Consider the following 25,032-nt stretch of genomic DNA (forward strand, 5'->3'; position numbering starts at 1 on the left):
CGAAGTTGGCTCTCTCGCAAACGTGCAGCCTTGTTTTGGGAATTTTCCTACAGCAAACGTTTGCAATAGCTTGATCGAGTTACACACCCAATAGCCGGTTCACCTAAAAAGACCGGCATAAAAAAGAGAACCAAAGGAGCTTCACCCATGAAACTGAGCAGCAAAGCGCTTCTGGCCTTGGCCATCAGCAGCATCACGGCCACCGCCTATGCGGACACTCAGAGCCAGGACTTCGTGCCTACCACCCTGGCCGGCACCAGCGCGCAAAGCGAAGCCAAAGGCTTTATCGACGGTCAAAGCCTGGGTGGTACCACTCGCAACTGGTTCTCCAGCGAGAAGAAATTCCGCGGCCAGCGCTTTACCTATGAGAAGCACGGTCAGGCACGCACTGACGCCAACCGCACGAACTGGGTACAAGGCACCATCCTCAACTACTCCTCGGGCTTCACCCAAGGCACCGTGGGCGTGGCCACCGAAGTGGCGGCCTACAACGCTGTAGTCCTGGACCGTAGCAAGCGTGATATCAAGGGCGGTTCCAACCGTACCCTGGCTGACTCCGACGGTGATGCAGTAGGCCAATGGAGCAAACTGGGCTTGGCTAACGTCAAGTTCCGCGTGTCGAACACCACCTTGACCGCCGGTCGCCAGAACTTCAGCAGCGGAATCGTCGACACTATCGGCAACCGTGCCCTGCCTTCGAGCTTCGAAGGTGTGAGTTTCAACAGTGAAGAGTTCAGCAACCTGTCGTTCCAGGGCGGCATCTTCGATCGCGTTTCGCCGCGTACCGAACAAAGCCTGTCGAAATTCCGTTCCGAGTACGGCAATGGCCAGGAAACCGACAAGGTCAAAACCCTGGGCTTCAACTACCAGCCGTTCAAAAGCCTGAAAACCAGCGTGTTCGCCGCCAACGTTGAAGACTTCTGGAACCAGTACTACTTCGGCGCTACCCACGAACTGGGTGATGCACAGACCCTGGCACTGACCACCGGCCTGAACTACTACAAAACCACCGACACCGGCAGCAAGAAGATGGGCAACATCGACAACGACACTTACTCGTTGTCCCTGGGGCTGACCCACCAGGCTCACAGCCTGACCTTCTCGTACCAGGAAGTTAACGGTGACGAGTACTTCGACTACCTGCACGAAACCAACGGCATCTACCTGGCCAACTCCCTGACCTCGGACTTCAACAGCCCGAACGAGAAGTCCTTCCAGGTCGCCTACGCCATCAACATGGCCGAATACGGCGTGCCAGGCCTGAAGTTCAACGTCTACTCGGCGCGCGGCTGGGGCATCGACGGTACTCACTACAACGGTACCGCCTACGGTGAAGCCGGCGCTTCGCGTAGCGACCTGCGCCTGATGGACGGCGAGAAACACCAGGAATACGGCGTTGGCACGTCCTACGCGATTCAGAGCGGCCCACTCAAGGCCACCACCATCCGTGGCACCTACGTGACTCACCGCGCCAGCGCGCAACAAGCTGATGGCAACATCAAAGAGTTCCGCCTGGTCACCACCATCCCGTTCAACATCCTTTAATTAGCGCCAGGTAGACGGCGGGCTCAATCCGAGCCCGCCGTCTACGCTTGTCTGGTCCCATCGATTGCAGAGGGCTCCGAATGAAAATGCTCCCGCTACAAGCCGCTATTGCCGCTGCGCTGTTGAGCGTTGCGATCGGCGTTTCGGCCAAACCGCTGGTGGTCTGCACCGAAGCCAGCCCGGAAGGTTTCGACCCGGTCCTGTACACCACCGCCGTCACAGCTGACGCCGCCGCTGAAACCATGTTCAACCGCCTGGTGGACTTCAAGCCCGGCACCACCGAAGTGATTCCCGCACTGGCCAAGGCCCTGCCGGAGATCAGCGCCGATGGCCTGACCTACACCTTCCATCTGCGTGACGACATCAAGTTCCACACCACCGACTACTTCAAACCCACGCGCAACCTGAACGCCGACGACGTGCTTTGGAGCTTCCAGCGCCAACTGGACCCGAAACACCCGTGGCACACCAAGTCCAACGTGGGCTACCCCTACTTCGAAAGCATGGGCTTCAAGGAACTGCTCAAGAGCGTCGAGAAGACTGACGACCACACCGTGGTCTTCACCCTGACCCGCCCTGAAGCACCGTTCCTGGCCGACCTGGCCATGGCGTTTTCCTCGATTCACTCTGCCGAATACGCCGACCAGTTGCTCAAGTCCGGCAAGACCGATGACCTCAATGCCAAGCCCATCGGCACCGGCCCGTTCATCTTCACCCGCTACGCCAAGGACGCCCAGGTGCGTTTCAAGGCCAACCCGGACTACTTCCGTGGCAAGCCGCCGGCCGACCCGCTGATCCTGGCGATCACCACCGACAACAACGTGCGCCTGCAGAAGCTCAAGGCCAACGAATGCCAGATCGCGCTGTATCCGAAGCCGGATGACATCCCAAGCATCAAGAAAGACCCGAACCTGAAGATCGATGGTCTGGCAGCGATGACCACCAGCTACACTGCCTTGAACACCACCCACAAATACATGAGCGACGCGCGGGTACGCCACGCGATCAACATCGCGTTCGACAAGGCCGGCTATACGAAAGCACTGTTTGGCGAAGGTAACGCAGTCGTGGGCACCGGCCCGTATCCGCCAACACTGCTGGGCTTCAGCGACAAGTTGAAAAACCCGCCACGTGACCTGGACAAGGCTCGTGCCCTGCTCAAGGAAGCCGGCGTGCCGGAGGGTACCGAGTTCACCCTGTTCACTCGCGCCAACGGCGGCCCGACCAACCCCAACCCAATGATGGGCGCCCAGCGTATGCAGGCGGATCTGGCCCAGGTTGGCCTGAAGGTCAACATCAAGGTCATGGAGTGGGGCGAAATGCTCAAGCGCGCCAAAGCCGGTGAGCACGACATGGTTTCCGCAGGCTGGGTAGGTGATAACGGCGACCCGGATAACTTCCTTACGCCCAACCTGAGTTGCGATGCGGCCAAGAACGGCGAAAACTACGCCCGTTGGTGCAATAAAGAATTTCAGGACCTGATCGACAAGGCGCGTGCCCTCACTGAACCCGCCCAGCGCGCTGCACTCTATGAACAGGCACAGGACGTTTTCGACAAGGACCAACCATGGCTTCCCATGGCTTACCCGAAACTGTTCACCGCCATGCGCAAAAACGTAGAAGGCTTTACCCAAAGCCCTCTAGGTACCAATAACTTCGCCACCACCCAGGTGAAGTAAATAAGAAAAACGCTCGGCACCGTCGACCTTGACGGTGCTGGACTTGCCTAACCGGCTGATTGAGGTACACCACAAGATGTTTAGTTTTATTGCCCGCCGATTGGGGTTATTGATCCCCACGTTTTTCGGCATCACGTTGCTGACATTTGCGTTGATTCGCATGATCCCCGGCGACCCCGTCGAAGTCATGATGGGCGAGCGACGCGTCGACCCCGAGATGCACGCACAGGCAATGGAACGCCTCGGCCTTAACAAGCCGCTGTATGCGCAATACCTGGACTATGTGGGCAAGCTCGCCCATGGCGACCTTGGCGAATCGCTGCGCACGCGGACCAGCGTGTGGACCGAGTTCACCGCCCTCTTCCCGGCGACCCTGGAACTGTCCATGGCCGCCCTGTTGTTCGCCGGCATCCTGGGCCTGTTGGCCGGGGTGATCGCGGCCCTGAAGCGAGGATCCCTGTTCGACCATGGGGTGATGGGCATCTCCCTGGCGGGATATTCGATGCCGATCTTCTGGTGGGGCCTGATCCTGATCATGTTCTTCTCGGTAAGCCTGGGCTGGACCCCGGTTTCCGGGCGTATCGACCTGCTCTACGACATCGAGCCGCGCACCGGCTTCATGCTGATCGACACCCTGCTGGCTGACGAGCCGGACGCCTTCTGGGATGCGCTGCACCACCTGATCCTGCCGGCCATCGTGCTCGGCACCATCCCTTTGGCGGTGATCGCGCGGATGACCCGTTCGTCGATGCTCGAAGTGCTGCGCGAAGACTACATCCGTACCGCCAAGGCTAAAGGCCTGTCGCCTGCACGCGTGGTGTTCGTCCACGGCCTGCGTAACGCGCTGATCCCGGTGCTGACCGTGGTTGGCCTGCAAGTCGGCACCCTGCTGGCCGGTGCGGTTTTGACCGAAACCATCTTCTCGTGGCCCGGCATCGGCAAATGGCTGATCGAAGCCATTGGCGCGCGGGACTACCCGGTGGTGCAAAACGGCATCCTGCTGATCGCCTGCCTGGTGATCCTGGTGAACTTCGTGGTGGATATCCTCTACGGCTTCGCCAACCCACGCATCCGTCACCAGCGCTGAGATCATGACCATGACCACACCTACTCCCGTGTCAGCAGTCGATCAAAGCCTGCTGTATCCGTCCCCGTACAAAGAATTCTGGCAAGCCTTCTCCAAGAACAAAGGCGCGGTCGCCGGCCTGCTGTTCATGTTGCTGATCGTGTTCTGCGCGCTCTTCGCCCCTTGGGTGGCGCCGCATAACCCGAGCGAGCAGTACCGCGACTTCCTGCTGACCCCGCCGTCATGGCTGGAAGGCGGGCAGATCCAGTTCCTGCTCGGCACCGACGAACTGGGCCGTGACTTGCTCTCGCGCCTGATCCAGGGTTCGCGCCTGTCGCTGCTGATCGGCTTGTCGTCGGTGGTGATGTCGCTGATCCCGGGCATCCTGCTGGGTCTGTTCGCCGGGTTCTTCCCGCGCCTGCTGGGCCCGACCATCATGCGCCTGATGGACATCATGCTGGCCCTGCCGTCCCTGCTGCTGGCGGTTGCCATTGTCGCGATCCTCGGCCCTGGCCTGATCAACACCGTGATCGCCATTGCGATCGTGTCCTTGCCGTCCTATGTCCGCCTGACCCGTGCTGCGGTGATGGGCGAACTGAACCGCGACTACGTGACCGCCGCACGCCTGGCCGGTGCCGGCCTGCCACGCCTGATGTTCATCACCGTGCTGCCTAACTGCATGGCACCGCTGATCGTACAGGCCACCCTGAGTTTCTCCTCGGCGATCCTCGATGCCGCGGCCCTGGGCTTCCTCGGCCTTGGCGTACAACCGCCAACCCCGGAGTGGGGCACCATGCTGGCTTCGGCCCGTGACTACATCGAACGCGCCTGGTGGGTGGTGAGCCTGCCTGGCTTGACCATTTTGCTCAGCGTGCTGGCAATCAACTTGATGGGTGACGGCCTGCGCGATGCGCTGGACCCGAAACTCAAGAACGCCGCCTGAGGAGATTCCCATGTCACTGTTAGAAATCAAGAATCTCAACGTGCGCTTCGGCGACAAGACCGCCGTGCCGGTGGTCGATGGCCTCGACATCAGTGTCGACAAAGGCGAAGTACTGGCAATCGTTGGCGAGTCTGGCTCGGGTAAATCCGTGACCATGATGGCGCTGATGGGCCTGATCGAGCACCCCGGCATCGTCACTGCCGACGCCCTGAACTTCGACGGCAAGGACATGCTCAAGCTGAGCAACCGCCAGCGCCGCCAAATCGTCGGCAAAGACCTGGCAATGGTGTTCCAGGACCCGATGACCGCGCTGAACCCCAGCTACACCGTGGGTTTCCAGATTGAAGAAGTGCTGCGCCTGCACTTGAAAATGTCCGGCAAGCAAGCACGCAAGCGCGCTATTGAGCTGTTGGAAAAGGTTGAGATCCCAGGCGCTGCCAGCCGGATGGACGCCTACCCGCACCAACTGTCCGGCGGTATGAGCCAGCGTGTGGCCATCGCCATGGCGATTGCCGGCGAGCCCAAGTTGCTGATCGCCGACGAACCGACCACCGCATTGGACGTGACCATCCAGGCGCAGATCATGGACCTGCTGCTGGCGTTGCAGAAAGAGCAGAACATGGGCCTGGTGCTGATCACCCACGACCTCGCCGTCGTGGCGGAAACCGCCCAGCGCGTGTGTGTGATGTACGCCGGCCAGGCGGTGGAAGTCGGCCAGGTGCCGCAACTGTTCGACATCCCGGCACACCCCTACAGCGAAGCGCTGCTCAAGGCGATCCCCGAGCACAGCCTCGGCGCCACGCGCCTGGCCACGCTGCCGGGTATCGTGCCCGGCCGCTATGACCGCCCGCAGGGTTGCCTGCTGTCGCCGCGCTGCCCGTACGTGCAGGAAAGCTGCCGCCAGACCCGCCCAGGTCTTGACCCTAAATCCAACAGCCTAGCGCGCTGCTTCTACCCCTTGAACCAGGAGGTGGCGTAATGGCCGTCGTTCTTACCGCCCGCGACCTGACCCGTCACTACGAAGTGTCCCGTGGCCTGTTCAAGGGCCACGCACTGGTACGCGCGCTCAATGGTGTGTCGTTCGAGCTGGAAGCCGGCAAGACCCTTGCGGTCGTGGGCGAATCCGGTTGCGGCAAATCCACCCTGGCCCGCGCGCTGACGCTGATTGAAGAACCGTCCTCGGGGTCCCTGAAAATCGCCGGCCAGGAAGTCGCCGGCGCCGACAAGGCCCAGCGCAAGCAATTGCGCAAAGACGTGCAGATGGTGTTCCAGAGCCCGTATGCCTCGTTGAACCCCCGCCAGAAGGTCGGTGATCAACTGGGCGAGCCGCTGCTGATCAACACCAACCTGTCCGCCGCCGAACGTCGCGAAAAGGTCCAGGCGATGATGAAGCAGGTGGGCCTGCGCCCTGAGCATTACCAGCGCTACCCGCACATGTTCTCCGGTGGCCAGCGCCAGCGCATCGCCCTGGCCCGCGCCATGATGCTGCAACCCAAAGTGCTGGTGGCGGATGAGCCGACCTCCGCACTGGACGTATCGATCCAGGCCCAGGTGCTCAACCTGTTCATGGATTTGCAGCAGGAATTCAACACCGCCTATGTGTTCATCTCCCACAACCTGGCGGTGGTGCAGCACGTGGCCGATGACGTGATGGTGATGTACCTCGGCCGCCCGGTGGAAGTGGGCCCCAAGGAAGACATCTACGCCAGGCCTCTGCACCCTTACACCCAGGCACTGCTGTCGGCCACCCCGACCATCCACCCGGACCCGAACAAGCCGAAGATCAAGATCGTTGGCGAGCTGCCTAACCCGCTGAATCCGCCGCCTGGCTGCGCTTTCCACAAGCGCTGCCCGTACGCGACCGAGCGTTGCAGCAGTGAGGAGCCGCTGTTGCGGCCGTTGGATAACCGTCAGGTGGCATGCCACTACGCGGAGCAATTCGTGGCCTGAAGCAGCCCCACCCTCTTGTAGGAGCGAGCTTGCTCGCGAAGATCGTCAACGATAACGCAGCCTTTTCAGGTTTATCGTGGCGCTCTCCGTTTTTTCGCGAGCAAGCTCGCTCCTACAGAGGTTGGGGGTTAACGCGTTCTACAGCCCCTCCCGTCAGGTTGCGCATCAACCGGGCGGGAGGGGCTTTTTTTTGCCAGGTCTACGTCTGGCTATCGCCTTCATCATCCGGGTTGTCATCGTCCGGCTCGTCGGTGGTGGAGTCGTCATCATCCTTGCTGCCACCTTGGCCCTCGTCGCCTGGCTCCGCTTCGGACTTGGCCAATTGCAGGACCTTGCCATGCCCACTCTGCGCCGCAGACACTGCCGCCCCACTCTGCACCGGGTTATGTGCCCAGGCCGTCGACATTCCCAACGACAACAGCACCAGTACCTTCAGCAACAACACTAAGCGTTGAACAATATTCATGGTTGATTCCGTCCGGTCAGTAGGTGAATCGCGCACGGCGGCCGTTTAGTACCGCCAGCGTTGACGCTAGTCCCGATGCCGGATTCTTGCCAATCCCCTGCCTGGTCGAAAGCAAAAATGTGAAAGGGGGCTTGCCCCCGATGGCGGAGTGCCAGCCCCCAATGTACGGGCTGACACGCTGCTATCGGGGGCAAGCCCCCCTCCCATATTCTGTTTGGCGACGCTCAGGAATTAATGGTGCTCGCGGGTCGCGCGGAATTTCACATCCGGCCAACGCTCTTCCATCAGCGCCAGGTTGACCCGTGTCGGCGCCAGGTAGGTCAAGTGACCGCCGCCGTCGACCGCAAGGTTTTCCACAGCCTTGTTGGAGAACTCTTCCAGCTTCTTCTTATCGCTGCAGTCGATCCAACGCGCCGAATACACGGTGATTGGCTCGTAGGAGCACTCAACCTTGTATTCCTCTTTCAAGCGGCTGGCGACCACATCGAACTGCAGCACGCCCACAGCGCCGAGGATGATGTCGTTGCTGCGCTCGGGGAAGAACACTTGGGTCGCGCCCTCTTCCGCCAATTGCTGCAAGCCTTGGCGCAACTGCTTGGATTTCAGCGGGTCGCGCAGGCGCACACGGCGGAACAGTTCCGGGGCGAAGTGCGGGATGCCGGTGAAGCCCAGCGTTTCGCCTTCGGTGAAGGTGTCGCCGATCTGGATAGTGCCGTGGTTGTGCAAGCCAATGATGTCGCCAGCGTAGGCTTCTTCAAGCTGCTCACGCTCGGAGGAGAAGAACGTCAGGGCGTCGCCGATACGCACGTCCTTGCCGGTACGCACGTGGCGCATCTTCATGCCTTTTTCGTATCGGCCGGAACAGATGCGCATAAAGGCGATACGGTCGCGGTGCTTGGGGTCCATGTTCGCCTGGATCTTGAACACGAAACCTGAAAACTTCTCTTCCACCGGTTCCACGGTGCGCTCGTTGGCCACGCGTGGCAGTGGGCGCGGCGCCCAGTCCACCACGGCGTCGAGCACGTGGTCGACCCCGAAGTTGCCCAGGGCCGTACCGAAGAATACCGGGGTCAACTGGCCGTCGAGGAATTCCTGCTGGTTGAACTCATGGCAGGCACCCTGCACCAGTTCCAACTGGTCGACAAAACGGTCGTACTCGTCACCCAGGTGGGCGCGGGCCTCGTCGGAGTCGAGCTTCTCGATGATTTTCACATCCGTACGTTCATGACCGTGGCCGGCGGTGTAGACAATGATGTAGTCGTCGGCCAGGTGGTACACGCCCTTGAAGTCGCGGTAGCAACCAATCGGCCAGGTGATCGGCGCAGCCTTGATCTTCAGGACCGCTTCGATTTCATCGAGCAGTTCGATCGGGTCGCGGATATCGCGGTCGAGTTTGTTGATAAAGCTGACGATCGGCGTATCACGCAGGCGGCACACATCCATCAAGGCGATGGTACGTGGCTCGACGCCCTTACCGCCGTCGAGGACCATCAAGGCCGAGTCCACCGCGGTCAGGGTGCGGTAGGTGTCTTCGGAGAAGTCTTCGTGGCCCGGGGTGTCGAGCAGGTTGATCATGTGATCGCGATACGGAAACTGCATGACCGACGTGGTAATGGAAATACCCCGTTGTTTTTCCATTTCCATCCAGTCGGAGGTGGCATGGCGGTCAGATTTGCGGGATTTCACCGTGCCGGCCACTGCGATTGCCTTGCCCATCAGCAAGAGCTTCTCGGTGATGGTGGTTTTACCGGCATCGGGGTGGGAAATAATGGCGAAAGTGCGGCGTTTCGCGACTTCGGCGGCCTGGTGGGTCATGGGAAATCGCCTGGCAGGTGAGTCAAAAAAGGGCGGCGAGTATAGCGCAAACCCAGGCTGGCGGACCACCGTTCACCCCATTGGGGGTGGCTAAATACTGCCAAGTGTGGAACCTTTTAAAAGGTAGAGACGTCCACTCCCCTGCTACCGCACTCGGAACAGGGGCTGAAAAATCAGCAAGTTAGCCTGACGAGGCTGCGCTCATGGCTTGACCTCATGCCGCTTTTGCCGGCATTGGCAAGCTGCTTTTCGCGACCACATTCGAAGACAGCCAGGAATGGCATGCCACGAAGGAATGTGTTCGCCGACAGAAGAAAAAAGGAGTCCGCCTGTGGCTATTCGCTATGGCAAAGGGCTGATAGGAGGAGCGGTTGTCGTCGCTCTCCTGGCCCTGCTGGTCCACTGGATCGGCATCAACACGATCGAACTGTACCGCGACGATTTATTGTTTTACCTGCAAGCTCATCTGATTCTCGTCCTGGTCTCCATGCTGGCCGCCCTGATTGTGGGCATCCCCGCCGGTATCCTGCTCAGCCGACCGAACATGGTCGGGCGCGCAGAACGCTTCATGCAGATTTTCAACATCGGCAACACCGTCCCTCCCCTGGCCGTACTGGCCATCGCCCTCGGCGTCCTCGGCATCGGCAGCGGCCCGGCCATCTTCGCGCTGTTCCTCGCCTCCTTGCTGCCCATCGTGCGCAACACCTACGAAGGCCTCAAAAACGTTCAAGGCTCGCTGAAAGAAGCCGCCACCGGCATCGGCATGACCCCGCGCCAGGTGCTGTTTCGCGTCGAATTGCCCAACGCCGTGCCGATCATCATCGGCGGTGTGCGCGTGGCCCTGGCGATCAACGTCGGTACCGCGCCGCTGGCGTTCCTGATTGGCGCCAACAGCCTGGGTAGCCTGATTTTCCCCGGCATCGCCCTGAACAATCAGCCGCAACTGCTGCTCGGCGCCGCGTGCACCGCGTTGCTGGCGTTGCTGCTCGACGGCCTGGTGACCATGGCCAGCCGCCTCTGGCTGGAACGCGGGTTGCGTCCGTCTTAAGGCTCGGCAAAGGAAATCACATGAAAAAACTGACTCTGATATTGAGCTGCGTCCTGCTGTTTGCAGGTTTTGCGCAAGCCGCTGAAAAACCCGTGATCCGCATCGGCGCCCGGGTGTTCACCGAACAGACCCTGCTCGCCGAAATCACCTCCCAGTACCTGCGCACCAAGGGTTACGACGCCCGTGTGACCGGTGGCCTGGGCAGCAACCTGGCACGCAGTGCCCAGGAAAGCGGGCAACTGGACCTGATCTGGGAATACACCGGCGTGTCGCTGGTGGCCTACAACCACGTCGACGAGAAGCTCGACAGCGCACAGTCCTACGCCAGGGTGAAAGAACTCGACGCGAAAAAAGGCCTGGTCTGGCTGTCGCCGTCGAAATTCAGCAACACCTATGCGTTGGCCCTGCCCGAGAACGTCGCCAAGGAGTTCCCGCAGATCAACAGCATCAGTGACCTGACCCAAGCCTTGGCCGAGAAAACCAAAGGCACGCGCCTGGTCGCCCTGGACACCGAATTCGCCAACCGTTCCGACGGCATGGGCGGCATGGTCAAGCTGTATGACATGAACCTCACGCGCAAAAATACCCGGCAGATGGACGCCGGCCTGGTCTATACCGCGCTGCGTAATGGCCAGGTGTTTGCCGGCCTGGTCTACACCACTGACGGTCGCCTGAACGCGTTCAAATTGAAGCTGCTGGAAGACGACAAGCACTACTTCCCGGACTACACCGCCGCCCCCGTGGTGCGCCAGGTTTACCTGGACGCGCATCCGCAACTGGAGGCAGACCTCAAGCCCCTGGCCGCGCTGTTCGACGACAAGACCATGCGCGAGTTGAACGCGCGGGTCGACGTCGACCATGAAAGCCCATCCGCTGTTGCCGCCGATTTCCTGCGCCAACATCCGATCAACTAAGAAGGAGAAGACATGGAATTCCTGAACGCCTTTTCCCATCTTGATTGGGCCCAAGTCCTGCACCTGACCTGGCAGCACATCACCCTGGTCGGCATCGCGGTCATCCTCGCGATTGTCGTCGGCGTGCCCCTCGGCGTGCTGATGACCCGCTTCCCAACCCTCGCCGGCCCCCTGCAAGCCAGCGCCACGGTGCTGCTGACCGTACCGTCCATCGCGCTGTTCGGCCTGCTGCTGCCGTTCTACTCCAAATTCGGCCAGGGCCTGGGGCCGATGCCAGCGATCACCGCGGTATTCCTCTATTCCCTGTTGCCGATCATGCGTAACACCTACCTGGCCCTGACAAGCGTGGATCCGGGCATTCGCGAGGCCGCCAAAGGCATCGGCATGACCTTCGGCCAGCGACTGCGCATGGTCGAACTGCCCATCGCCGTGCCGGTGATCCTCGCCGGGGTGCGCACCGCCGTGGTGATGAACATCGGTGTGATGACCATCGCCGCCACCATCGGCGCCGGCGGCCTGGGTGTACTTATTCTGGCTTCCATCAGCCGCAGCGACATGTCGATGCTGATCGTTGGCGCCGTGTTGGTCAGTCTCCTGGCCATCTTCGCCGACCTGCTTCTGCAATGGCTGCAACGCTCGCTGACTCCAAAAGGACTGCTCAAATGATCGAACTTCAAAACCTGACCAAGACTTTTCAAAGCAACGGCAAAACTGTCTCCGCCGTTAACGACGTAAGCCTGACCGTCAACGAAGGCGAGATTTGCGTATTCCTCGGCCCTTCGGGCTGCGGCAAGAGCACCACGCTGAAAATGATCAACCGCCTGATCAAGCCCACCTCGGGCAAGATCCTGATCAACGGCGAAGACACCACCGACCTGGATGAAGTGACCCTGCGCCGCAACATCGGCTATGTGATCCAGCAAATCGGCCTGTTCCCGAACATGACCATCGAGGAAAACATCGTGGTCGTGCCGAAATTGCTCGGCTGGGACAAACAAAAATGCCACGACCGCGCCCGCGAGTTGATGAGCATGATCAAGCTCGAGCCCAAGCAGTATTTGCATCGCTATCCGCGTGAACTGTCCGGCGGCCAGCAACAGCGGATCGGCGTGATTCGCGCACTGGCGGCCGATGCCCCGCTGCTGCTGATGGATGAGCCGTTCGGCGCAGTCGACCCGATCAACCGCGAGATGATCCAGAACGAGTTCTTCGAGATGCAACGCGCGCTGAACAAGACCGTGATCATGGTCAGCCACGACATCGACGAAGCCATCAAGCTGGGTGACAAGATCGCCATCTTCCGCGCCGGCAAGCTGCTGCAGATCGACCATCCGGACACCCTGCTGGCGCATCCGGCCGATGAGTTCGTCAGCAACTTCGTGGGCCAGGACAGCACCCTCAAGCGCCTGCTGCTGGTGAAGGCTGAAGATGCGGCCGACAACGCCCCGTCGGTGAGCCCGGAAACCCCGGTGGCCGAGGCCCTGGAGCTGATGGACGAAACTGACCGCCGTTATGTGGTAGTCACGTGCACCGAGAACAAGGCACTCGGCTATGTACGTCGTCGCGACCTGCACCGTCAAACCGGCACCTGCGGCCAGTACCTGCGTGAGTTCAACGCCACGGCGGCGTACGACGAGCATTTGCGCATCCTGTTGTCACGCATGTACGAGTTCAATCGCTCGTGGCTGCCGGTGATGGATGCGGAGCGGGTGTTCCTGGGTGAGGTGACCCAGGAGTCGATTGCCGAGTACCTGAGTTCCGGTAAGTCGCGTGGGGGCAAGACCAGTATTGTTTCGCCTGCAGAGACTGCCCTGGCCTGATCTGACACAACACGCTTAAAACTGTGGGAGGGGGCTTGCCCCCGATGGCGGTGTATCAGTCAATATATTCATGACTGACACACTGCCATCGGGGGCAAGCCCCCTCCCACATTTGGCCTGTGGTGTGTCAGGGAAATCCCCCTAATTATCCGCCTGCGGGGAACATCAATCCGTCACACCTGTCGGTTACATAAGTAGCTGCACGCGGTCCCGCGACGAACGCGTGCAAAAACGCGACATTTTTAGTTGATCTATGGCCCCTCACGTCCTAAAGTTCGCGCCGAACGTCCATGCTGGAAACGATCCATCCGGCTCAAGTACTGACGACGAGACAGCAAGGCCAAGGGTAGCGATAGCCCCATGGCCTTTTTGCTTTCGGCGACATGCCTTGGGAAGTAGGCGAACCAAAGTGGGGATACGGAGGACGTTCAGTTGCACCCATTGATCAAATCAGTTTGCCCTTAGGAGTTCCCAGCATGTCGATCAACGTCGAAGATTATTTCGCGCGCGCCACTTTTGACAAAATGAAGGCGTTCGCCGACAAGCAAGAAACCCCGTTCGTGGTGATCGACACCGCGATGATCAGCCAGGCCTACGATGACCTGCGCGCCGGTTTCGAATTCGCCAAGGTGTATTACGCGGTCAAGGCCAACCCTGCCGTCGAGATCATCGACCTGTTGAAAGACAAGGGTTCGAGCTTCGACATCGCCTCGATCTACGAGCTGGACAAGGTCATGGACCGCGGCGTCAGCGCCGACCGTATCAGCTACGGCAACACCATCAAGAAATCCAAGGACATCCGCTACTTCTACGAGAAGGGCGTACGCCTGTTCTCCACCGACTCCGAAGCCGACCTGCGCAACATCGCCAAGGCCGCGCCGGGCTCGAAAGTGTATGTGCGTATCCTCACCGAAGGTTCGACCACGGCTGACTGGCCTCTGTCGCGCAAGTTCGGCTGCCAGACCGACATGGCCATGGACCTGCTGATCCTCGCCCGTGACCTGGGCCTGGTGCCGTACGGCATTTCGTTCCACGTGGGCTCGCAGCAACGCGACATCAGCGTGTGGGACGCGGCAATCGCCAAGGTCAAAGTGATCTTCGAACGCCTGAAGGAAGAAGACGGCATCCACCTCAAGCTGATCAACATGGGTGGCGGCTTCCCGGCCAACTACATCACCCGTACCAACAGCCTGGAAACCTACGCCGAGGAAATCATCCGTTTCCTCAAGGAAGACTTCGGCGACGACCTGCCGGAAATCATCCTGGAGCCGGGCCGTTCGTTGATCGCCAACGCCGGCATCCTGGTCAGTGAAGTGGTATTGGTTGCACGTAAATCCCGTACCGCCGTCGAGCGTTGGGTGTACACGGATGTGGGCAAGTTCTCCGGCCTGATCGAAACCATGGACGAAGCCATCAAGTTCCCGATCTGGACCGAGAAGAAAGGCGAGATGGAAGAAGTGGTCATCGCCGGCCCGACCTGCGACAGCGCCGACATCATGTACGAAAACTACAAGTACGGCCTGCCGCTGAACCTGGCGATCGGTGATCGTTTGTACTGGTTGTCGACCGGTGCGTACACCACCAGCTACAGCGCCGTTGAGTTCAATGGCTTTCCACCGTTGAAGTCGTACTACATTTAAGACCGCTGCGCTGAAAAAAACCCATGACGTGTCATGGGTTTTTTTTGGGCTCAGGAAAGGCTCGCGGCCCGTTGTCGGTAGGCATCAGCCATCGCCCGAATCTGCGGATCATTCGCCGCCGCCAGCGCCTTGTGCGCCACTCGCAAAAACTTCAGGTTCCCGCCGGCCAGCGCCTTGCGCAACCACTCCAGCGCCGCGTCGACCTGGCCCCTGTCGGCCAGCACCGCTGCATAACTGAACTGGCCACGAAAATCGCCGGCTTCGGCTGAGCGTCGATACCAGGCCACGGCAGCATCCAGATCCCTCGGGCAATACTGCCCCTCTTCCAGATAGCGCCCCAGCAGGTTCATCGACTTGGCGTGGCCTTGCTCTGCCGCCTGGCGATAACACGCCAACGCATGGGGTTGATCCTCGGCAACACCGCGCCCGGTGGCCAGCAGATTGGCGTAGTTGTACAACCCCCAATCCAACCCGGCGTCTGCCGCCAGCCGGTATTCACGGGCCGCTGCCGCTTCGTCCACGGCGCTCCCCCAGCCATGCTCCCGGCAACGTCCCAGCATATTGCGCGCCATCCGGTGCCCGCCCTGGGCCGCGATCTGGAACCAACGCAGTGCCAGCGCTTCATCGCGCTCGATACCACGGCCCTCCAGCAGGATTTGCCCGAGTAAAGCCTGGGCGTCGACCACACCCTCCTTGGCCGCGATCAGGATCGCCTGGGCTGCTCGAACGGGAGAGTCATCGAGCATGGATTGCAATTGCTCGACGTTGAGCACTTCTTCACGCCGCAATAAAAACCCCATGCTCAGACCTCGACCCAGCGGCGCAACAGGTTGTGGTAAGTGCCGGTGAGTTGGATCAGCGCCGGGTGGTCGGGGACAGCGGCGGTCAGTTGCTGGATCGCGCCATCCATTTCGAACAGCAAGGTGCGCTGGCTGTCTTCGCGCACCAGGCTTTGGGTCCAGAAGAACGAGGCGTAGCGTGCGCCGCGGGTTACCGCGTTGACTTTGTGCAGGCTGGAGCCGGGGTACAGCACCATGTCGCCGGCCGGCAACTTGACCCGTTGCAGGCCGAAAGTGTCCTGGATCTCCAATTCGCCGCCGTCGTAGTCCTCCGGGTCGCTGAAGAACAGCGTCGACGACAGGTCGGTGCGTACCCGCTCATGGCTGCCCTTGGGCTGGCGCACGGCGTTGTCGATATGGAAGTCGAAACTGCCTCCTGCGGTGTAGCAGTTAAGCAACGGCGGGAAGACCTTGTGCGGTAACGCTGCCGACATAAACAGCGGGTTTTGCCACAAGCGCTCGAGCATCGCCGCACCGATTTCCTTGGCCAACGGGTGGCCTTCGGGCAATTGCAGGTTGTGCTTGGCTTTGGCGGACTGGTGCCCGGCGGTGATTTTGCCGTCGGCCCAATCGGCGGTTTCCAGGGCTTGGCGGATGCGCTGCACTTCCTCACGAGAGAACAGGCCGGGAATGTGCAGCAGCATGGGACGATACCTGGGAACGAAGAGGCGCCAATGGTATTGATTCTTATCCTCTCTGTAAAACGCCTAGACGGATGAGCGTGTAAAAACCGTAAGCCTAAAGTGTAAAGAATGTAAATTCAGTACAAATAGCAATGTATCTCAATTGATATAAAATCTTGTTACACCTATATTTCGCGACCTCACATCCTTGGGGAAAGGACACGTCATGTCGCGCACCACTCTAAAAACACCTGCCAGTTCACCACGTCTGCTGGCTTCGGCCATCGGCGTCGCCCTCGGTGCCAGCTCCGTCGCCCACCTGGCGCAAGCGGCCGAAGACACCGGGCAGAAAGGCCAGCGCAACAGCATCTCCCTGGGGGCTACCAGCATCACCGGCGAAGAACAGGACAACACCTCCTACCAGGTCGAAAAAGCCTCTTCGCAAAAGTACACCGCGCCGCTGGTGGATACGCCGCGCTCAGTCACCGTGGTGCCACAACAGGTACTCAAGGACACCGCCGCCACCTCGTTGCAGGACGCCTTGCGCACAGTACCGGGCATTACATTCGGCGCCGGCGAAGGTGGTAACCCACAGGGGGATCGCCCGTTCATCCGTGGTTTTGACGCCCAGGGCGACACCTACCTGGACGGCGTACGCGACACCGGCGGCCAGAGCCGTGAGATCTTCGACATTGAATCCATTGAAGTCAGCAAGGGCCCGAATTCCTCGTTCGGCGGGCGCGGCTCGGCCGGTGGCAGCCTCAACCTGGTGAGCAAGACGCCACAAGCGCGGGACTTCACCAATGGTGGCTTCACCTATGGTTCCGACCAGACGCGCCGCTATGTGCTCGACGTCAACCGTCAGTTCCTCGACACCGCCGCGTTCCGCCTGAACCTGATGAGCCACGAACAAAACGTGGCCGGTCGCGACGCCGTGAACTACGACCGCTGGGGCGTGGCGCCCTCGCTGACTTTCGGTCTGGGTACGCCGACCCGCGTCAACGTCAGCTACTACCACATGGAAAGCGACGACCTGCCGGACTCGGGAATCCCCTACGGCTACGGCTCCTCGACCGCCACCGCTCACGTGCATGACAAACCCAACGACGGTGGCGACAGCAATAACTTCTATGGCCTCAAGAGTCGCGACTTCCGCAAGACCCGCGCTGACATCAGCACGTTTTCCTTCGAGCACGACTTGAACGACACCATGACGCTGAAAAACACCCTGCGCCATGGCAGCACCGGCCAGGACTACGTGCTCACGCAACCGGACGACAGCAAACTCAACGTCAACAAGTACGGCACCGTGTGGCGCCGCGCCAACACCCGTGTCTCAACCACCACCACGACCACCAACCAGACCGATCTGTTCGGCAGCTTCCAGGCGCTGGGCTTCAAGAACACTTACTCCACCGGCCTGGAGTTCACCGGCGAAGAAACCCGCGTCAGCGGCTACACGGTCAGCCCCAACGCCAACCCGACGTGCACCGTGGTCAAGGGCAGCCTGGGCGGCCAATGTACGTCGCTGAGCAACCCGACCCCGGATGATGCCTGGACCGGCAGCGTCGCACGCAACTACAACGGCACCAACACCAAGGCCACCAGCCGTGCCGCCTATGTATTCGACACCATCGAACTTGACCCGCAATGGCTGCTGAACGTCGGCCTGCGCTACGACACCTTCGACACCGAAGCCAACACCAATGCCACCACCGGCCGCACCAAGATCAAGGACGACAGCCAGTTCTTCAACTGGCAGGCCGGCCTGGTCTGGAAGCCGGTGGAGAACGGCAGTATCTATGCGTCCTATGCCACCTCGGCAACGCCAGCCGGTGGTTTGGTGGGTGAAGGTGCCGACGGCAACCCACTGTCTGCGGGCGCCGCCACCAGCGACCTGCAACCGGAAGAGACCGTCAACTACGAGCTGGGCACCAAGTGGGACCTGTTCCACGATCGTCTGTCACTGACCGCTGCGGTGTTCCGCACCGAGAAGAAAAACACCCGCATCCTGGTCGACGCCCTGACTTACCAGAACGCCGGCGAATCCCGCGTCGACGGCCTGGAATTGTCCGCCAGCGGCAAGCTCACCGAACAATGGCAAGTGTTCGCTGGCTACAGCTACCTCGACAGCGAACTGGTCAGCGCCGGCCTCAATGGACGTAACGGCGTCGTCAGCACGGGCTCGAACAAAGGCAACCAGATGCCGAACACGCCGAAGAACACCTTCAGCCTGTGGACCACCTACGACATCACCTCGAAACTGACCATCGGCGGCGGCGCGTTCTACGTCGATGATGTCTACGGCGATGCAGGCAACACAGTCTACGTGCCGTCCTATACCCGCTTCGACGCCATGGCCAGCTACAAGCTGACCAAGAACGTCGACCTGCAACTGAACGTGCAAAACCTGACTGACAAGACCTACTACGACAAGGCGTTCTCGACCCACTTCGCCAACCAGGCAGCCGGCCGTACGGCATTGTTGACCACCAGCTTCCACTTCTAAGGCGGCCAACCGCTCGCCCAAGCCCCACGCATCGGATGCGCGGGGCTTTTTGCGTGTAAAAAAGAATGTTTCTCGAACAGCCACGGCATAATGCGCGCCGTGCCCTACATATCCAGATAGACGAGGCGGTCCGACGTGTTGAAGAAAACCCTGTTCCAGTTGCACTGGTTCTTCGGCATCACTGCCGGTCTGGTGCTGGCCTTGATGGGGATCACCGGGGCTGCGGTCTCGTTTCAGGATGAAATCCTGCGCGCGCTCAACCCCAGCGTATTGTTCGTGCAAAAGCGCGAAGCCGGCGTACTGCCACCCGCCGAACTGGTGCGCAAGCTCGAAGCCACCGAAGGCAAGACCGTTTCGATGCTGTGGGTGGAAAGTGACAGCGGCAACGCCGCGCGCGTGTCCTTCACCCCGCCACCCGGCGAACGCCGTGGCCAGATGCGCTACTTCGACCCCTACACCGGCGACTATATGGGCGATGCCGTCGGCCAGGACGTGTTCGGTTTTATCCTGCAGTTGCACCGTTTCCTCGCCATGGGCGAAACCGGCCGCCAAATCACCGGGGCCTGCACCCTGATCCTGCTGTTCTTCTGCCTGTCCGGCCTGTACCTGCGCTGGCCGCGCCAAGTGGCGAGCTGGCGCGCGTGGTTGACCCTGGACTGGCGCAAAAAAGGCCGCAGCTTCAACTGGGACCTGCACTCGGTATTCGGCACCTGGTGCCTGTTGTTTTACCTGTTGGCCGCGCTGACCGGGCTGTACTGGTCCTACGACTGGTACAACCAAGGCGTGACCAAACTGTTGTCCGACGCCCCGCAGAACGAGCGGATGCGCAAGCGTGGTCCACCCCCTCAGGGGCCGGCGCCGGTCGCCAACTATGACGCGATGTGGAGCAGCATCTACAGCAACGCCGGCCCCGGCTTGAGCGCCTACAACATCCGCATGCCGGCGGTCGCCGGGCAACCGGCCATCGTGTATTACTTGCTGGCAAACTCCCCCCATGATCGCGCGCTCAACCAGCTCAACCTGGACCCGGCCACCGGCGAGGTCAAATCCCATGACCGCTACGCCAGCAAGCGCCTCAAGTCGCAGTTGCTGACCAGTGTCTATGCGCTGCACACCGGCAGTTACTTCGGCCTGGTCGGACGGATTGTCCTCACCGTCAGTTCGCTGCTCATGCCGCTGTTCTTTATCACCGGCTGGCTGTTGTACCTCGACCGTCGTCGCAAAAAACGCCAGGTGCGTGATGCGCGCAACGGCCTCGCAGCCAACCCCAGCGATGCAGCGGCCTGGCTGATCGGCTTTGCCAGCCAGAGCGGCTTTGCCGAGCAATTGGCCTGGCAGACCGCCGGACAATTGCAGGCCGCGGGGCTGCCAGTGAAGGTGCAGTCCCTGGGCAGCGTAAGCCCCGAAGACCTGCGCCAGTCGGCACATGCGCTGTTTGTGGTGAGCACCTTCGGCGACGGCGAAGCCCCGGACAGCGCGCGGGTTTTCGAACGCAGCGTGCTGGGCCAGAACCTGCCCCTCAACGGCTTGAACTACTCGGTATTGGCCCTGGGTGATCGCCAGTACGAACACTTCTGCGGCTTTGCCCGGCGCCTGCATTTCTGGCTGACCCACCAGGGCGGCACCCCGTTGTTCGCCCCGGTGGAAGTCGACAGCGGCGACAGCGCTGCGCTGCTGCACTGGCAACAACAGCTGGGGCAGTTAACCGGCCACGCACCGACGGCGGCCTGGCCGACCGCCCAATATGAAAACTGGACCTTGAGCCAACGCACCCTGCTCAACCGTGGCAGCGCCGGTTCGGCCGTCTACCTGCTCGGCCTCACCAGCCCGTCGCCACAGTCCTGGGAAGCCGGCGACCTGGTCGAAATCCTGCCACGCAATGGCCCGCAGGCCATCGAACGCTTCCTGGGGGGCCTGGGCCTGGCTGGCAGCGATGGAGTCCTGCTCGACGGCCTGCCGCACACCCTCGACCAGGCCCTGGCAACCCGCCAACTGCCGGACAACCGCACGCACCTGGTCGGCCTGCATGCCCAGGCCCTGGTGGACGCGTTAGTGCCGCTGGGCATGCGCGAATACTCCATCGCCTCGATTGCCAGCGACGGCGTACTCGAACTGATCGTACGCCAGGAGCGCCACCCGGACGGCAGCCTGGGCCTGGGCTCCGGCTGGCTCACCGAACATGCCGCCATTGGCACCGCGATCAGCCTGCGCCTGCGCCGCAACAGCGGCTTCCACCTGCCGCAGGTGCCAGTACCGTTGATCCTGCTCGGCAACGGCACCGGCCTGGCCGGTCTGCGCAGCTTGCTCAAGGCGAATATTGCCAACGGCCAACAGCGCAACTGGCTATTGTTCGGCGAGCGCAATATCGCCCACGACTACCTGTGCCAGGACGAGCTGCAAGGCTGGCTGGCCAGTGGTGACCTGGCCCTGCTGGACCTGGCGTTTTCCCGGGATCAGGAGGAGAAGATCTACGTGCAGGATCGCCTGCGCGAATCGGCAGACGTGTTGCGGCGATGGCTGGCGGACGATGCGGCGATTTATGTGTGTGGAAGCTTGCAGGGGATGGCGACCGGGGTGGATCAAGTACTGCATGAGGTGCTGGGCAGCGAGGTGGTGGAGCGCCTGATCGAACAGGGCCGCTATCGTCGCGACGTGTACTGAGATCCTCTAGCCACTGAAGAACCTATGTGGGAGGGGGCAAGCCCCCGATAGCGGTGGGTCAGTAACCCATGAATTGACTGATACACCGCTATCGGGGGCAAGCCCCCTCCCACAGTTTTTGACTGTATTCCAAGTCAGTTTTTGACTGTATTCCAAGTCAGGCCGGTTGCAGCTTTTGCTCGAACACTGAAACCCCATCCAGATCGCGCAGCATCACCGTCAACTCTGCCGTCTGCCCATCAATCTGCACCTCGCCAAAAAACTGGAACCCGGCAAACGGCGAGGTGTTCTGCGCCGGTGGGGCCTTCTCGAACACCACCTCAGGCCCAAAGGTTTTATCCAGCGGATTCGGACCGAAACTGCCCGCATTCAAAGGCCCGGCGACAAACTCCCAGAACGGCTCGAAATCCTGGAACGCCGCACGATCCGGGTGGTAATGGTGCGCCGCGCAGTAATGCACATCGGCCGTCAGCCACACGTGGTTGCGTACCTGTTGGGCACGTAGAAACCCCAACAATTCGGCAATCTCCAACTCACGACCTTGCGCCGGGCCTGGGTCGCCGTTGGCGATGGCTTCCCAGCGCGGCACGCCGGGGCTGACTTCACCGTCGGGCACACCGAGGCCGATAGGCATGTCGGCGGCAATCACCTTCCACTGGGCCTGGGAGGCCTTGAGTTCGCGCTTGAGCCAGTCCAGTTGCTCACGGCCAAGGAAGGGTTTTTCGCCGCCCAGGTTGTCGTCGTTGGGGCCGCGATAACTGCGCATATCGAGCACGAAGACATCCAACAAAGGGCCATAACTGAGCTTGCGGTAGATGCGCCCGCCACCGTCGGCGCTTTGTCGGCGCATCGGCGAATATTCCAGCCACGCCTGGCGCGCGCGGCCGACCAGGGTGTTGATGTCCTTGATCTGGTAACGCTCATCCAACTGCTTGCTCGGCGACCAGTTGTTCACCACCTCGTGGTCGTCCCACTGCCAGATCTGCGGCACCTCGGCGTTGAAGCGCCGCACGTTTTCATCCAGCAGGTTGTAACGGTAGTTACCACGATAGTCGTCGAGGCTTTCAGCAACTTTGCTCTTGGCTTCGGTGGTGATGTTGCGCCAGATGCGCCCGCCCTCGGTGGTCAGTTGCGCAGGGACCGGGCCGTCGGCGTAGATGGTGTCGCCACTGTGGATAAAAAAGTCCGGCAAGCGCAGGCGCATGGCTTCGTAGATGCGCATGCCGCCAATGTCCGGATTGATCCCGAAGCCTTGGCCGACGGTGTCGCCGCTCCATACAAAACGAATATCGCGGCGCTGTTGCGGCACGCTGCGCAAGTGGCCGAACCACGGTTCGCTGGCGACGCCGGTCTGGGCATCTTCGAAATGCACGCGGTAGAAAATCGCCTGGTCGGCGGGCAGGCCGGTGAGTTCGACACGCGCGGTAAAGTCGCTGCGGCTGTCGGCCAGCGGCGAGACGAATCGGCGCGGGTTACTGAACACACTGCGAGTGTCCCACTCCACCACCATCCGCGCCGGGCGGTCGCTGCGGCTCCAGATCATCGCGCGATCACCGAGCAGGTCGCCGGACTGCACACCATCGGTCAGTTGCGGACGGTCTTTGACCGACGCGATTACCGCCGGCGCCAGGCCAGGCAGCAACAGGCCGGCGCCGACGACTTGCATCACGCGGCGACGGCCAAGGTCGAAGTGGCTCATGCAGGTGCCCTCTTGAGTATCAAAAGGGCAAGTTGAACACGCGTGGATGAAGTGGATATGACACCGCCCCACCCACATTGTCCATGGCGTCAGGCTTGGGCGGGCGCGGCCGTCAGTTCCACCGCTTCCGGACGTTTGATCAGTGCATACACCAGCCCGGTCAGCAGGCTACCGGCGACGATCGCCAGCAGATACAACAGCGCATGGTTCATCGCATTCGGGATGATCAACACAAACAACCCACCATGGGGCGCCGCCAGCTTGCAGCCAAAGTACATCGACAGCGCTCCCGTCAGGGCACCGCCAGCGATGCTGGAGGGGATCACCCGCAGTGGGTCCTTGGCGGCGAACGGGATCGCGCCTTCCGAGATAAAGCACAAGCCCAGAATCATCGCGGCCTTGCCCGCTTCACGCTCGGTCTGGGCGAACTTGCGCCGCGCCAGGAACGTGGCGATGCCCATGCCGATTGGCGGCACCATACCCGCCGCCATGGTCGCAGCCATCGGTGCGCCGCTCGATGCCGCCAGCAAGCCGACGGAGAACGCGTACGCGGCCTTGTTGATCGGCCCGCCGAGGTCGACACACATCATGCCGCCCAACAGAATGCCCAGCAGCACCGCGTTGGTGGTGCCCATGGTGCTGAGAAAATCCGTCAGCCCCGTGAGCAGACGCGCCACGGGTGGGCCGACCAGGTAAATCATCGCCAGGCCGGTGAACAAACTCGCCAGCAACGGGATGATCAGGATCGGCTTGAGTGCCTCCAGGCTCTGCGGCAAACGTATCGCGCGGGTGATCAGCTTGACGCAGTAGCCGGCGAGGAAACCGGCGAGAATCCCGCCGATAAACCCGGCGCCCAGCGTACCGGCCAGCAGCCCGCCGATCATGCCGGGGGCCAGGCCCGGACGGTCGGCGATGGAGTAGGCGATATAGCCCGCCAGCAGCGGCACCATCAGCATAAAGGCCTGGTCGCCAACGGTCTTGAGGGCCGCTGCCAGGGTGCCTTTTTCTTCGAAGGCATGGATGCCGAACACAAATGACAAGGCGATCAACAAGCCGCCCGCCACCACCATCGGCAACATGAACGACACACCGGTCAACAGGTGTTTGTACACCCCGGTTTTTTCCGACTTGGCTACCGCACCGCTGGCCGCGCTTTCCACGGCGCCTTCGGCGAGGGCCTTATTAAGAGTCGCTTCGGCCTGCTTGAGGGCGATGCCGGTGCCGCAGCGGTAGATCTTCTTGCCGGCGAAGCGCTCGGTGGCGACTTCAATATCCGCCGCCAGCAGTACCACGTCGGCGTCGGCAATCGCCTGCGGGCTCAGCGGTGTGCGCGCGCCGACCGATCCCTGGGTTTCCACCTGCAAGTCATAACCCAGGCGCTTGGCCGCTTGCTGCAAGGCTTCGGCGGCCATGAAGGTGTGCGCGACACCGGTGGGGCAGGCGGTAATCGCGACGATACGCGGGGCCTGCTTCGTCGCCACCGGGGCTAGGCTGACGACATACTCCCGGGCTTCTTCTGCGCCACGGCGCAGTACCGCGTCAACGTCCTGCAACGCCTGCGCCGGGGTGCTCTGGAACACGCGCTTGCCGACAAACCGCTGCATGTCCACCGGGGTGCTGCTGACCAACAAGACCCATTCGGCGTCGTCGATGATCGCCTGGGACAACTGCCGTTCCGGGCGCTGCACGTCGACCACTTCAACGCTGGTGCTCCACCCCTGGCGCTGCGCGGCAGCGTCCAGCAAGCGCGCGCACAGCACACTGGTGACCATACCGTTCGGGCAGGCGGTAACAATGGCTAACTTCATCACAAAC

19 protein-coding genes are annotated in these 25,032 nt (G+C 61.3%); 13 read left to right on the forward strand and 6 right to left on the reverse strand.

The genetic code is table 11. From position 1 onward, the window contains the following. Window positions 1–147 precede the first annotated feature (147 nt). The 6 genes from A7317_RS03215 to A7317_RS03240 all read left to right on the forward strand — a co-directional run bounded on the left by A7317_RS03215 (window position 148) and on the right by A7317_RS03240 (window position 7,183). Window positions 148–1,545, forward strand: a complete 1,398-nt coding sequence (locus A7317_RS03215) for an OprD family outer membrane porin (protein WP_024073414.1) — start codon at window positions 148–150, stop codon at window positions 1,543–1,545. Window positions 1,546–1,625: 80 nt separating this feature from the next. Then, a complete protein-coding gene (locus A7317_RS03220; protein WP_024073413.1) occupies window positions 1,626–3,224 on the forward strand; it encodes an ABC transporter substrate-binding protein in 1,599 nt (532 codons plus the stop codon). Between the two features lie 76 nt (window positions 3,225–3,300). Next, a complete protein-coding gene (locus A7317_RS03225) occupies window positions 3,301–4,311 on the forward strand; it encodes an ABC transporter permease subunit (RefSeq protein ID WP_003215992.1) in 1,011 nt (336 codons plus the stop codon). Between the two features lie 10 nt (window positions 4,312–4,321). Next, window positions 4,322–5,233, forward strand: a complete 912-nt coding sequence (locus A7317_RS03230; RefSeq protein ID WP_026139829.1) for an ABC transporter permease subunit — start codon at window positions 4,322–4,324, stop codon at window positions 5,231–5,233. 10 nt (window positions 5,234–5,243) lie between these two features. Further along, entirely contained in the window at window positions 5,244–6,212 is a 969-nt protein-coding gene (locus tag A7317_RS03235; RefSeq protein WP_024073411.1) for an ABC transporter ATP-binding protein, read from the forward strand. Further along, a complete protein-coding gene (locus A7317_RS03240) occupies window positions 6,212–7,183 on the forward strand; it encodes a peptide ABC transporter ATP-binding protein (protein WP_024073410.1) in 972 nt (323 codons plus the stop codon). The genes A7317_RS03235 and A7317_RS03240 overlap by 1 nt, the downstream gene beginning before the upstream one ends. 199 nt (window positions 7,184–7,382) lie before the next feature. On the opposite strand, the gene A7317_RS03245 is transcribed toward A7317_RS03240, so the two are convergent. Both A7317_RS03245 and A7317_RS03250 read right to left on the reverse strand, forming a co-directional pair. Then, a complete protein-coding gene (locus A7317_RS03245) occupies window positions 7,383–7,649 on the reverse strand; it encodes a hypothetical protein (protein ID WP_024073409.1) in 267 nt (88 codons plus the stop codon). A gap of 231 nt (window positions 7,650–7,880) precedes the next feature. Then, window positions 7,881–9,464, reverse strand: a complete 1,584-nt coding sequence (locus tag A7317_RS03250) for a peptide chain release factor 3 (RefSeq protein ID WP_024073408.1) — start codon at window positions 9,462–9,464, stop codon at window positions 7,881–7,883. A 295-nt stretch (window positions 9,465–9,759) separates the two neighbouring features. Here A7317_RS03250 and A7317_RS03255 point away from each other — a divergent pair, with 295 nt between their 5' ends. The 5 genes from A7317_RS03255 to A7317_RS03275 all read left to right on the forward strand — a co-directional run bounded on the left by A7317_RS03255 (window position 9,760) and on the right by A7317_RS03275 (window position 14,886). Next, window positions 9,760–10,512 carry an ABC transporter permease gene (locus tag A7317_RS03255; protein WP_240968617.1) on the forward strand — a complete coding sequence of 251 codons (753 nt, stop codon included), beginning with the start codon at window positions 9,760–9,762 and terminating at the stop codon, window positions 10,510–10,512. A 20-nt stretch (window positions 10,513–10,532) separates the two neighbouring features. Further along, window positions 10,533–11,426 carry a glycine betaine ABC transporter substrate-binding protein gene (locus A7317_RS03260; protein ID WP_069075193.1) on the forward strand — a complete coding sequence of 298 codons (894 nt, stop codon included), beginning with the start codon at window positions 10,533–10,535 and terminating at the stop codon, window positions 11,424–11,426. A gap of 12 nt (window positions 11,427–11,438) precedes the next feature. Next, a complete protein-coding gene (locus tag A7317_RS03265) occupies window positions 11,439–12,092 on the forward strand; it encodes an ABC transporter permease (RefSeq protein ID WP_024073406.1) in 654 nt (217 codons plus the stop codon). Next, complete coding sequence (locus A7317_RS03270; protein WP_024073405.1) at window positions 12,089–13,246, forward strand: betaine/proline/choline family ABC transporter ATP-binding protein; 1,158 nt, start codon at window positions 12,089–12,091, stop codon at window positions 13,244–13,246. Before A7317_RS03265 ends, A7317_RS03270 begins: the two co-directional genes overlap by 4 nt. Before the next feature lie 476 nt (window positions 13,247–13,722). Continuing rightward, complete coding sequence (locus A7317_RS03275; protein ID WP_024073404.1) at window positions 13,723–14,886, forward strand: type III PLP-dependent enzyme; 1,164 nt, start codon at window positions 13,723–13,725, stop codon at window positions 14,884–14,886. 50 nt (window positions 14,887–14,936) lie between these two features. Here A7317_RS03275 and A7317_RS03280 read toward each other — a convergent pair whose 3' ends face one another. Both A7317_RS03280 and A7317_RS03285 read right to left on the reverse strand, forming a co-directional pair. After that, window positions 14,937–15,686 carry a tetratricopeptide repeat protein gene (locus tag A7317_RS03280; protein ID WP_024073403.1) on the reverse strand — a complete coding sequence of 250 codons (750 nt, stop codon included), beginning with the start codon at window positions 15,684–15,686 and terminating at the stop codon, window positions 14,937–14,939. Between the two features lie 2 nt (window positions 15,687–15,688). Continuing rightward, the gene (locus tag A7317_RS03285; protein WP_069075194.1) at window positions 15,689–16,369 is read right to left on the reverse strand and encodes a Fe2+-dependent dioxygenase; all 681 of its coding nucleotides are present in this window, start codon (window positions 16,367–16,369) and stop codon (window positions 15,689–15,691) included. A gap of 205 nt (window positions 16,370–16,574) precedes the next feature. Between A7317_RS03285 and A7317_RS03290 the strand changes: the two genes are divergently transcribed. Next, window positions 16,575–18,857: a TonB-dependent receptor gene (locus A7317_RS03290; protein WP_024073401.1), complete on the forward strand. Its 2,283-nt coding sequence runs from the start codon at window positions 16,575–16,577 to the stop codon at window positions 18,855–18,857. Window positions 18,858–18,992: 135 nt separating this feature from the next. Further along, complete coding sequence (locus A7317_RS03295; RefSeq protein ID WP_069075195.1) at window positions 18,993–21,518, forward strand: PepSY domain-containing protein; 2,526 nt, start codon at window positions 18,993–18,995, stop codon at window positions 21,516–21,518. 157 nt (window positions 21,519–21,675) lie between these two features. On the opposite strand, the gene A7317_RS03300 is transcribed toward A7317_RS03295, so the two are convergent. Both A7317_RS03300 and A7317_RS03305 read right to left on the reverse strand, forming a co-directional pair. Continuing rightward, window positions 21,676–23,217, reverse strand: coding sequence for an alkaline phosphatase D family protein (locus tag A7317_RS03300; RefSeq protein WP_024073399.1), 1,542 nt, complete (start codon window positions 23,215–23,217; stop codon window positions 21,676–21,678). An 89-nt stretch (window positions 23,218–23,306) separates the two neighbouring features. Continuing rightward, a complete protein-coding gene (locus tag A7317_RS03305; protein ID WP_041160838.1) occupies window positions 23,307–25,025 on the reverse strand; it encodes a PTS fructose-like transporter subunit IIB in 1,719 nt (572 codons plus the stop codon). Between the last annotated feature and the right edge of the window lie 7 nt (window positions 25,026–25,032).

Origin of the sequence: Pseudomonas fluorescens (genome assembly GCF_001708445.1) — a bacterium.
Taxonomy (GTDB): domain Bacteria; phylum Pseudomonadota; class Gammaproteobacteria; order Pseudomonadales; family Pseudomonadaceae; genus Aquipseudomonas; species Aquipseudomonas gorinensis.

Excerpts from the sequence above, each read along its gene's own strand:
- A7317_RS03290 (WP_024073401.1), top strand. The coding sequence starts at position 16,575 with ATGTCGCGCACCACTCTAAAAACACCTGCCAGTTCACCACGTCTGCTG.
- A7317_RS03245 (WP_024073409.1), bottom strand. The coding sequence starts at position 7,649 with ATGAATATTGTTCAACGCTTAGTGTTGTTGCTGAAGGTACTGGTGCTG.
- A7317_RS03240 (WP_024073410.1), top strand. The coding sequence starts at position 6,212 with ATGGCCGTCGTTCTTACCGCCCGCGACCTGACCCGTCACTACGAAGTG.
- A7317_RS03220 (WP_024073413.1), top strand. The coding sequence starts at position 1,626 with ATGAAAATGCTCCCGCTACAAGCCGCTATTGCCGCTGCGCTGTTGAGC.
- A7317_RS03215 (WP_024073414.1), top strand. The coding sequence starts at position 148 with ATGAAACTGAGCAGCAAAGCGCTTCTGGCCTTGGCCATCAGCAGCATC.
- A7317_RS03250 (WP_024073408.1), bottom strand. The coding sequence starts at position 9,464 with ATGACCCACCAGGCCGCCGAAGTCGCGAAACGCCGCACTTTCGCCATT.
- A7317_RS03305 (WP_041160838.1), bottom strand. The coding sequence starts at position 25,025 with ATGAAGTTAGCCATTGTTACCGCCTGCCCGAACGGTATGGTCACCAGT.
- A7317_RS03230 (WP_026139829.1), top strand. The coding sequence starts at position 4,322 with ATGACCACACCTACTCCCGTGTCAGCAGTCGATCAAAGCCTGCTGTAT.
- A7317_RS03260 (WP_069075193.1), top strand. The coding sequence starts at position 10,533 with ATGAAAAAACTGACTCTGATATTGAGCTGCGTCCTGCTGTTTGCAGGT.
- A7317_RS03225 (WP_003215992.1), top strand. The coding sequence starts at position 3,301 with ATGTTTAGTTTTATTGCCCGCCGATTGGGGTTATTGATCCCCACGTTT.
- A7317_RS03275 (WP_024073404.1), top strand. The coding sequence starts at position 13,723 with ATGTCGATCAACGTCGAAGATTATTTCGCGCGCGCCACTTTTGACAAA.
- A7317_RS03300 (WP_024073399.1), bottom strand. The coding sequence starts at position 23,217 with ATGAGCCACTTCGACCTTGGCCGTCGCCGCGTGATGCAAGTCGTCGGC.
- A7317_RS03285 (WP_069075194.1), bottom strand. The coding sequence starts at position 16,369 with ATGCTGCTGCACATTCCCGGCCTGTTCTCTCGTGAGGAAGTGCAGCGC.
- A7317_RS03265 (WP_024073406.1), top strand. The coding sequence starts at position 11,439 with ATGGAATTCCTGAACGCCTTTTCCCATCTTGATTGGGCCCAAGTCCTG.
- A7317_RS03270 (WP_024073405.1), top strand. The coding sequence starts at position 12,089 with ATGATCGAACTTCAAAACCTGACCAAGACTTTTCAAAGCAACGGCAAA.
- A7317_RS03255 (WP_240968617.1), top strand. The coding sequence starts at position 9,760 with ATGTGTTCGCCGACAGAAGAAAAAAGGAGTCCGCCTGTGGCTATTCGC.
- A7317_RS03280 (WP_024073403.1), bottom strand. The coding sequence starts at position 15,686 with ATGGGGTTTTTATTGCGGCGTGAAGAAGTGCTCAACGTCGAGCAATTG.
- A7317_RS03235 (WP_024073411.1), top strand. The coding sequence starts at position 5,244 with ATGTCACTGTTAGAAATCAAGAATCTCAACGTGCGCTTCGGCGACAAG.